This is a genomic window from Bacillus sp. AR2-1 (assembly GCF_008368755.1).
Lineage (GTDB): Bacteria > Bacillota > Bacilli > Bacillales > Bacillaceae_G > Bacillus_A > Bacillus_A wiedmannii.
Genome location: NZ_QORY01000027.1, coordinates 1 through 8797, shown reverse-complemented (window position 1 = coordinate 8797; position 8797 = coordinate 1). Strand labels below are relative to the sequence as shown.

The window sequence follows — 8797 nt, the reverse complement described above, 5'->3', positions numbered from 1 at the left end:
GACAGCTGAAAAACGAGAAGGTGCAAAAACTGTTGAAAAAACAAAAGGTACAGGTACAGATTCTGAAGAAGGAAAAATGGTAGAAACAAAAGTGGGAGCCCCTGAAAAACGGCAAAAACTGTTGAAAAAACAGAAGGTACAGGTACAGATTCTGAAGAAGGAAAAATGGTAGAAACAAAAGAAGGAAATTAAATAATATATAGTTATAACGAAGAGCATCCAAAAAGGGGTGCTCTTTTTATATTATAGGGATCAACTAGTTTTACTCAATATAGAGCTGTAGGAGGAATTGAGGCTTAGAACATGGGGTACTGTTTCTTCAAATTATTGTGTTTAGAGCAATAGTTTTGGTGGTAATGTTACAATACAAACATTTTGTTAGAGATTTTTTAAATTTACATACACTCTAGATAGACTACATATCAACTTCAGATACTTGTTTTATGATACAAGTAATCAAACAAAAGAAGGGCAATACAAAATGATTACAACAGTATTAACAGGGCACTCTTTTAAGTACAGGAGATTATTAGCAGGTGGAGCAAATGTTGAAGATGTACAGACAGATAAACATATTCCATATGAACAAAATGAATTGCAACAAACTCTAGAAAAGTACGATTCGAAGAAGTTTGAGTTATAAAAAGAAAATAGATAAGTATAGTGAAAGAAGATAAATTGACAAAAATTTAGAAGTAAATAAGAGCTCTTTAACTATTTGTAAAATAATGTTAATTCTGAAAAGTAAAGCAATGTGTCCATACTATAGAAAAGGATGCCCTATTTACTAACATGGGTTGCACCCGACTTTTTAGTATGATGATATTCTATGTGTTCTATCAAACTTTTTTTAATCTTTACAAAAGAACCAGTTTAACTCCATACCACCTACAGATTACTACTTTATGCTAAATCTCTAGGAGGTTAAAAACATGAATTTTATCAAACGATCATTTTTAAGTTTAAAATTAAGAAAAGGAAAGGCACTTATATTACTTGCTATTTTTCTAGTTGTAATTAATTTGGTGTTTGCTGGATTTACAATTAAAAGTGCATCAAGTAAAGCCACCGATTCGGCCAGACAACAATTAGGAGCAAATGCTAATTTGATAATAGATATAAATAAATATATAAAAAGTGATCAAAATACTGGTGGAGCAGGAATGGTACCTGCTATCGAAGTGAAAGAAGCTGATAAATTAAAGAACTCTAAGTATTTAGCTCACTATAATTATCTAAAAAGTGCTAATGCTGAGCTGAAAGAGCTCCATTATGTCGAATCACTTGGAGGAGCTCAATCATTTGGCCCAAATAATAATTTAAATTTCACTTTACAGGGTGTTAGAGACTTTTCTTTATTAGAAGCTGCTCAAGACAGAAAATTAAAACTAGTTGAAGGAAAGGGAATTACGCCAAAAACAGTAGGGAAAAACGTTGCTATGATTGAAAAAAGACTAGCTGAAAAAAACAATTTAAAAGTGGGTGATAAACTGCAAATAGGTGAAGTAATGGATCAGGAACTTACCACGAAAGAGCTAGAAATTATAGGTATATATGAGTCTAAAGAAGAGGCCTCATCTTTTGGAGGACAATCTTTTGCTTTATTAGAGCCTGCTAATCAAATATATGTACCGTATTCTTTAATGAGTTCATTGGAAAATGCAATGTATTCATTAAAGGACCCTAAGGATATTGATGCATTTAAGGAGGAAGCAAAAAAATTAGGATTACCAGATTACTATGAATTGGATGCACAAGATATGGTATATAAACAAATGATTGGTCCAATCGAAAATATTGCATCCTTTTCGAAAATGATTGTAATTATTGCCTCCATTGCAGGTGCAACTATTTTAGGATTAATTATTATGTTATCTATTAAGGAACGTAGAAAAGAAATGGGGATTTTGTTATCTATAGGCGAGAAAAAGTGGAAGTTAATGGGCCAATTACTAGTTGAGATAGTATGTATTGCTATATTAGCATTTGGTTTATCTTTATCAACAGGAGAGACAATCTCTCAAAAAATCGGTGATAATCTGCTATCTAGTGAAATAGCAAAGAATGAAGATAAACCAGAAGACCCTATAGCACTACTTAGTGGAAATCCTACTGCAGAAGTAGCTCCAGTAGATAATATTGATGTAAGTATTTCAACTAAAGATTTAGGGGAAATAGGGGGAATTGGATTAGGGATCGCTATCCTGGCAACGATTCTTCCAGCATTATCAATTCTTCGTTTAAATCCAAAACAAATCCTTTTAAAAGATGAATAAGGAGGCCCGGTATGGAGACAATTTTACAATTTAAAAACTTAAATTATTATTATGAAAGTAACGGAAAGAAAGTAACGATACTAGATAGTGTTAATTTTTCTTTTCAAACAGGGCATTTCTACACCATTTTAGGACCATCTGGATCTGGTAAAACCACAACGCTTAGCTTAGGTTGTGGGCTGGATATACCTAAAAATGGGTATGTACTGTATAAAGGCAAGGATATTCGAAAAATTGGTTTGGATCAATACCGTAATCAATATGTATCTGTAATTTTCCAATCCTATAATTTGATTACCTATATGACTGCTCTTCAAAATGTACTAACGGCAATGGAAATTACAGGTGTTAAGGTACAAAATAAAAAGGAAAGGGTATTAGAATTATTAGAGAAAGTAGGACTCACAGAAATAGAAGCGAAACGAAATGTCTTGCAACTAAGTGGTGGACAACAACAACGTGTAGCGATTGCTCGAGCGCTATCTTGCAATGTGGATTTACTGATTGCTGATGAGCCTACAGGAAATCTTGATGAAGAAACAGCAAATGACATTATTGATTTGTTCCAAGAGCTTGCTCATCAAGAAAATAAATGTGTAATTGTTGTGACGCATTCACAAGAAGTTGCAAAAAAATCGGATCGAGCAGTTTATTTGAGCAAGAAGAATTTAGTAGTAAAAGATATTGGCACTCCCACCCCTAAAGGGACAAGCTGACAAACGTCAGTGAGATTCTTGCTACCAAAGGCGAAGTCCATTTCTGGTATCACTGACGTGCAAGATTGCGGTGTGCCATCACCACTCTCACGACAGACCGTATAGGCTCGTGAGCTACGGTACTATAAACCATACCGTACAGATCGTTGCGTGTTCATATATTTTAGCGTCTTGTTCTTGACGACACATATCATTTTACCGATAGCGTGAATTCGGCTATCGAACTCCATATGATATCTTGTTTTCAAGGAACACATAGGGTTTTAAAGATTTGTGCTTATCTATCGTGCAAGTATAACCAAAACACAACTGTTTTTCTATGAAAAAGCGATACTTTCATCCCATGCCTAAAGGCGGACTAAAGTCCAATATGTGCTTTCCCACATCGCGAAATCTGTAATAATAATGTGATTCCTGTAAAGTAGACAGAATTCCAAAAAACAACACTAAGCGACCTGGGTTCTATATTGAAATGAACTCAGGTTGTTAAATTTTTTTGCAACCTTCAATGGTTATAAAAGGGGATTGAAACGATTCAAGGTATAACTCTCCACATCTGAAATTTTTTCTATTTAAGGAAGGGGCCTAACAGGAAACATGATAGGCTCCTCTTGCATAAAAATCAGAACTTGTCTGCCTATTTCCTTTTATAAATACATAAAGAGGAAACTAATCCAATTTCCTTACTCTACGGTCACTCATGACTTTTCTCTTTGTTTGCGTATAGAGGTAACCATATCATTATGAAGGATAGTTTTAAAAGTATGTATATGTATAACTGTTTTAGAAGTAAGTCAACTTACCAATGTAGCCATTCGAGTGAAAGCTGTAGAAAAAATAAAACAGGCTTCCTATATAAATCAAGAGAAGGGTGTTTCTTTTTCACAAATACCTTCAAAGGAATGGATACATTATATCGATAGAAAAAAACCTTATTTTTATGCTTTCTACCGTATGTAATAGATAAGTTTTGGCTAATGTAAAAGCTGCATTTAAGAAACGCATTAAAGATACAAAAGGAGTATGTATGAAAAAGCAAAAAGAAAAGAAAAAGCCCTATATACCTCTCCGATTAAACGTTTTATTTCTTTGTATATTTTTATTATTTTCAGCTATTATTGTCCAGCTAGGAATTTTACAAATTGCTGATGGAGAGACTTACAAAAGAGAAGTGGAAAAAAATAACAATGAAGTAATAGGACTTCCAGTACCTCGTGGGAAGGTTTTTGATCGAGAAGGGAAACCAGTCGTGGATAATCGCCCCCTTCGTTCTATTACGTATACAAGGTTAAAGGGGATAAAACTTGAGGATATGCTAAAAACAGCGAAAGATCTAGCAAATGTACTTGAAATTCCGGACGAAGACATAAATAAGTTAACTGAGATAGATAAAAAAGATTTTTGGATGCAATTAAATAAGGAGCAAGCCAAAGAAAAAGTCACTAAACAAGATGAAGAAAATCTGAGAAAGAAGAGCATAGAAGGGAAAGAGTTAGACAAGAAAATTGAAGAGTTAAGACGAAATCGTATTACAGAAGAAGAATTAGCAGAATTAACGCTGCAAGATTTAAAAGTGTTAGCGATTAAAAGTAAGATGAGTTCTGGTTATCAAATGACTCCTCAAATTATTAAAAGCGATGCGACAGAACAGGAGTATGCACGGATAAGCGAAAACCTAGCAGATTTTCCAGGTGTGGACGCAACAGTTGACTGGGAGCGTAATTATGTAAATGGTGATTTATTTCGTTCTGTATTAGGGAATATAACAAGCATGGAAGAAGGATTGCCTAAAGAACACTTAGATTCGTATTTAGTGCGTGGATACAATCGTAATGATCGGGTTGGAAAGAGCTATATTGAACAAAGATATGAAGATGTATTACATGGTAAAAAAGAAGAAGTGACAAATATTACTGATAAACTTGGAAATATTATCAAAACAGAAACAGTGTCGAAAGGGAAAAGTGGTAATGATTTAATATTAACAATTGATATGGAATTGCAAAAGAAGGTGGAAGAAAGTATTGAGAAAAATTTAAGAGACTTTAAAGGTTCGGAACCATTATTGGATCGTGCTTTTGTTGTTATGATGAACCCTAAAACGGGACAAATTTTATCTATGGCTGGAAAAAAATTAGCTGAAAAAGATGGGGGGACAGAACTGGAAGACTTTGCCTTGGGTAACATCGTAACTTCTTATGAGTTAGGTTCAGCTGTAAAAGGTGCTACCTTATTAACTGGATACCAAACAGGAGCTATAAAGCCAGGAGATACATTTTATGATGCACCTATGAACTTTAAAGGTACACAAGCTAAAAAGTCATGGAATGTATCTGGTTTTGGGAATATTAATGATTTAAGAGCTTTACAAGTATCTTCTAATGTATATATGTTCCATACAGCTTTACAAATTGCTGGGGTTAATTATGTACCAAATGGCTCATTAGATATTAAACAAACAGCATTTGACACAATGCGTTATTATTTTAAACAATTTGGTTTAGGAGTTCCAACAGGAATTGATTTACCAAATGAAATAACTGGACAAACGAGACAGAAAGATACCAAGCCTGGATTTTTACTAGATTTTTCCATTGGGCAGTATGATACGTACACACCACTGCAATTGGCGCAATATGTTTCAACGATTGCAAATGGTGGATATCGAATGAAGCCTCAAATTGTACAAGAGATTCGAGAACAAACAACAAAAGCCGAAGATATTGGTAAAGTTGTACAATCTTTAGAACCTGTTGTATTAAATCAAGTTGATATGGAGAAAGAATATATCAATCGAGTAAAAGAGGGATTTAGATTGGTATTTCAAGAAGGTGATGGAACTGGTGTAAGGTATTTTAAGGATGCCTCTTATAAGCCAGCAGGTAAGACGGGAACAGCTCAAACAGTATATGGTGGGGATAATGAAATTGGAAGAAATGCAGAAGGTGAGCGTATTGAGTGTTACAATATAACACTAGTTGGATATGCTCCATACGATAATCCAGAAGTAGCTTTTTCTGTAGTGGTCCCATGGGTTCATGATGATAAAAGTGGTATCAACTCATTAATTGGAAAAGATATTTTAGACGCATACTTTGATTTGAAAAACCAACGTATAAATGGTGAAAATAACAATACCGATAGCTCTAATCAGAAGAAGTGAAATTTTTGCATATTTCTACCTAGTAAAGAGATTGATTGTTAGGATTTTAAGAGATTCAGTTTAGATCAAAAATGAGAATACGAGATAGTAGATTTAAAGTGTGGGATAGCAGCTATTAGGGTTGCTATTTCACATTTTTAGATAATACCTTTTCTGCTAGTTAAGAGCGTTTTTTATGTATGGAACAAACTTGTTTCTTAGATTGTCTATTAAGTGTACGTATAAAAACAGATATTTAAATTGGATACAATGTATTGAGTTTAATATTTGTTTTCAGTATTAAAAGTTTTAAAAAATGATGATTTCGAAAAACAGGAGGCTGTTAAAAGTAGGAATATGTGTTGGTATATTAGGTTTAAGTCTTGCCAGTCTAGAACTCCTTACAGGAGGTACATTGTAAGTTGAAGGAAAGGAAAGACAGGGCAGTTACTTATCGACCACCTAATGAACGGTTTGTTTACGCATCTACCTTTAAAGCTCTAGGTGCAGGGGTATTGTTACTACACTATCCTATTGATGAATTTACATGGGCTTTCTGATTCCCTATATTCCATACCATCTATGGAATAAAATTGGAAGTCGATTCCTTTTTATATCAAAAGAATCGTTTTTTTATATTCTTGTCATTACGATTATGCTAACAAGAACCATTATATGAGATGAGTGATCCAACAACTCACTATTACAAATATTAGATATAGTATAAAGAGATGAAGAACAGCTTACAATTTCCTTGCTTTAAGGGGCAGCATTATTATAAAGAATAAAAATGAAAATAGTTTGTTCAAGAGTTAATTTAAGTTTTATAATCCATAGATTAGGGAAATATTGACTGCTTCCGGTAACACACTTTTTAAATATAAGTATATTTCTGAAGGTGACCTCAATATTTTATGTAAATCAATGGGAGAATTGAAAGGCAGGAGAAAGTAACATGTCAGAAAATTATCGTTCTCGAGAGGAGCGACGACAAGTTCGAAAGAAAAAACAGCCAGCCTCTAAAAAAACAAAACCAAAAGGTAAAACATCGTTTTTTCGTAAATTTTTAATCAGTTGTTTACTACTTGGTATTGTAGGTTTAGTGGCAGGGGTTGCTACCTTTTTCGTTATGATAAAGGATGCACCAAAACTTGAGAAATCAAAACTTGTTAATCCGTTATCCTCAAAAATTTATGATAAAGACGGGAATTTGGTATATGAATATGGGAAAGAAAAGCGAACGAATGTTACGCATGATCAAATTCCTAAATTAGTAGAAAATGCATTTTTAGCAACAGAAGATGCACGCTTTTATGAGCATAGCGGAGTAGACTTTAAGGGTACTGCACGTGCGGTTTTAGTTAGTCTTAAAGGAGATTATGGCTCTCAAGGTGGAAGTACGATAACGCAGCAAGTTATTAAAAATTACTTCTTATCGATGGAAAAAACGTCAAAGCGTAAGGTTCAGGAAATATATTTAGCGTATAAGCTAGAACATCAATATTCAAAACATGAAATATTAGAGATGTATTTAAATAAAATTAATTTAGGTAACCGTTCATATGGAATCGCAACAGCAGCACAAAACTACTATGGTAAAGAATTGAAAGATTTAACATTACCAGAAGTTGCGATGCTTGCTGGTTTACCGAAAGCACCGAATAACTATAATCCAACGAAAGAACAAAATATTCAAAAGGCAACAGAAAGAAGAAATGTTGTACTTGAATTAATGAATCGACATGGTTATATTACAAAAAAAGAAGTGGAAGAAGCATCAAAAGTTCCAGTAACAGAAGGAATTAAAGAAGCAACTGAACAACAAGAAATGCCATATCCTGCGTTTATGGATGCGGTTGTGAAAGAAGCTGAAAAAGAGTTGCCAGATGTTAATATTGGATCTGATGGTTTAGAAATTTATACAACATTAGACCCAAAGGCACAAGATTTTGCGGACAAGCTTTTAAATGAAAATATTATTAATTATCCAAATGAGGAATTCCAAGGTGCTTTCACATTTTTGGATACGAAAACAGGAGAAGTTCGTGCAATTGGTAGCGGACGTGGTGAAAATAAAGCTGTATTTAAAGGACATAATATGGCGATTGAATTAAATCGATCAGCAGGTTCAACGATGAAACCAATTTTTGATTACGCTCCTGCAATTGAATATTTAAAATGGGCTACTTACCATCAAATTGATGACTCTCCATTTAAGTATTCAACAGGACAAGAAGTTAGAAATGCAGATAGAAAGCATTTAGGACCAATTACAATGCGTGATGCATTGAAAACGTCCCGAAATATCCCGGCAATTAAAACCGCAAAAGAAGTAGGAATTAATAAATCAAAAGCTTTCTCTGAAAAGCTAGGTATTACATTTAATATAGCACCGACCGAATCAACAGCGATTGGTACAAATGAAGCGTCACCAACTGAAATTGCAGGTGCTTATGCGGCATTTGGTAATGATGGTAAGTATACGAAGCCACATTTTGTTAAGAAAGTCGTTTATCCAGATGGTAAATTAAAAAGCTTTGAGCAAAAGCCGAAACGAGTTATGAAGGATTCTACTGCATATATGATTACTGATATGCTTCGTACTTTTGTTTCATCTGGATTGGGTACAACAGCCAATATACGTTCTTTAGATATAGCGGGTA

General features: G+C 33.9%; 5 protein-coding genes and 1 pseudogene. All 6 read left to right on the top strand.

Annotated elements, in window-relative coordinates:
- Positions 1-481 precede the first annotated feature (481 nt).
- Positions 482-643 carry a hypothetical protein gene (locus DT250_RS31835; protein ID WP_179952865.1) on the top strand — a complete coding sequence of 54 codons (162 nt, stop codon included), beginning with the start codon at positions 482-484 and terminating at the stop codon, positions 641-643.
- A gap of 289 nt (positions 644-932) precedes the next feature.
- Complete coding sequence (locus DT250_RS25970; protein WP_149213918.1) at positions 933-2276, top strand: ABC transporter permease; 1344 nt, start codon at positions 933-935, stop codon at positions 2274-2276.
- 11 nt (positions 2277-2287) lie between these two features.
- The gene (locus DT250_RS25965; protein WP_149213917.1) at positions 2288-2992 is read left to right on the top strand and encodes an ABC transporter ATP-binding protein; all 705 of its coding nucleotides are present in this window, start codon (positions 2288-2290) and stop codon (positions 2990-2992) included.
- Between the two features lie 1027 nt (positions 2993-4019).
- Positions 4020-6155 carry a peptidoglycan D,D-transpeptidase FtsI family protein gene (locus DT250_RS25960; RefSeq protein WP_149213916.1) on the top strand — a complete coding sequence of 712 codons (2136 nt, stop codon included), beginning with the start codon at positions 4020-4022 and terminating at the stop codon, positions 6153-6155.
- A gap of 298 nt (positions 6156-6453) precedes the next feature.
- Positions 6454-6673 (top strand): annotated as a pseudogene (locus DT250_RS32395) (class A beta-lactamase); the annotation flags it as partial.
- A gap of 416 nt (positions 6674-7089) precedes the next feature.
- Positions 7090-8797, top strand: a 1708-nt coding sequence (locus tag DT250_RS25950) for a transglycosylase domain-containing protein (RefSeq protein WP_149213915.1), incomplete at its 3' end; no start/stop codon positions are given.

Excerpts from the sequence above, each read along its gene's own strand:
- DT250_RS31835 (WP_179952865.1), top strand. The coding sequence starts at position 482 with ATGATTACAACAGTATTAACAGGGCACTCTTTTAAGTACAGGAGATTA.
- DT250_RS25965 (WP_149213917.1), top strand. The coding sequence starts at position 2,288 with ATGGAGACAATTTTACAATTTAAAAACTTAAATTATTATTATGAAAGT.
- DT250_RS25960 (WP_149213916.1), top strand. The coding sequence starts at position 4,020 with ATGAAAAAGCAAAAAGAAAAGAAAAAGCCCTATATACCTCTCCGATTA.
- DT250_RS25970 (WP_149213918.1), top strand. The coding sequence starts at position 933 with ATGAATTTTATCAAACGATCATTTTTAAGTTTAAAATTAAGAAAAGGA.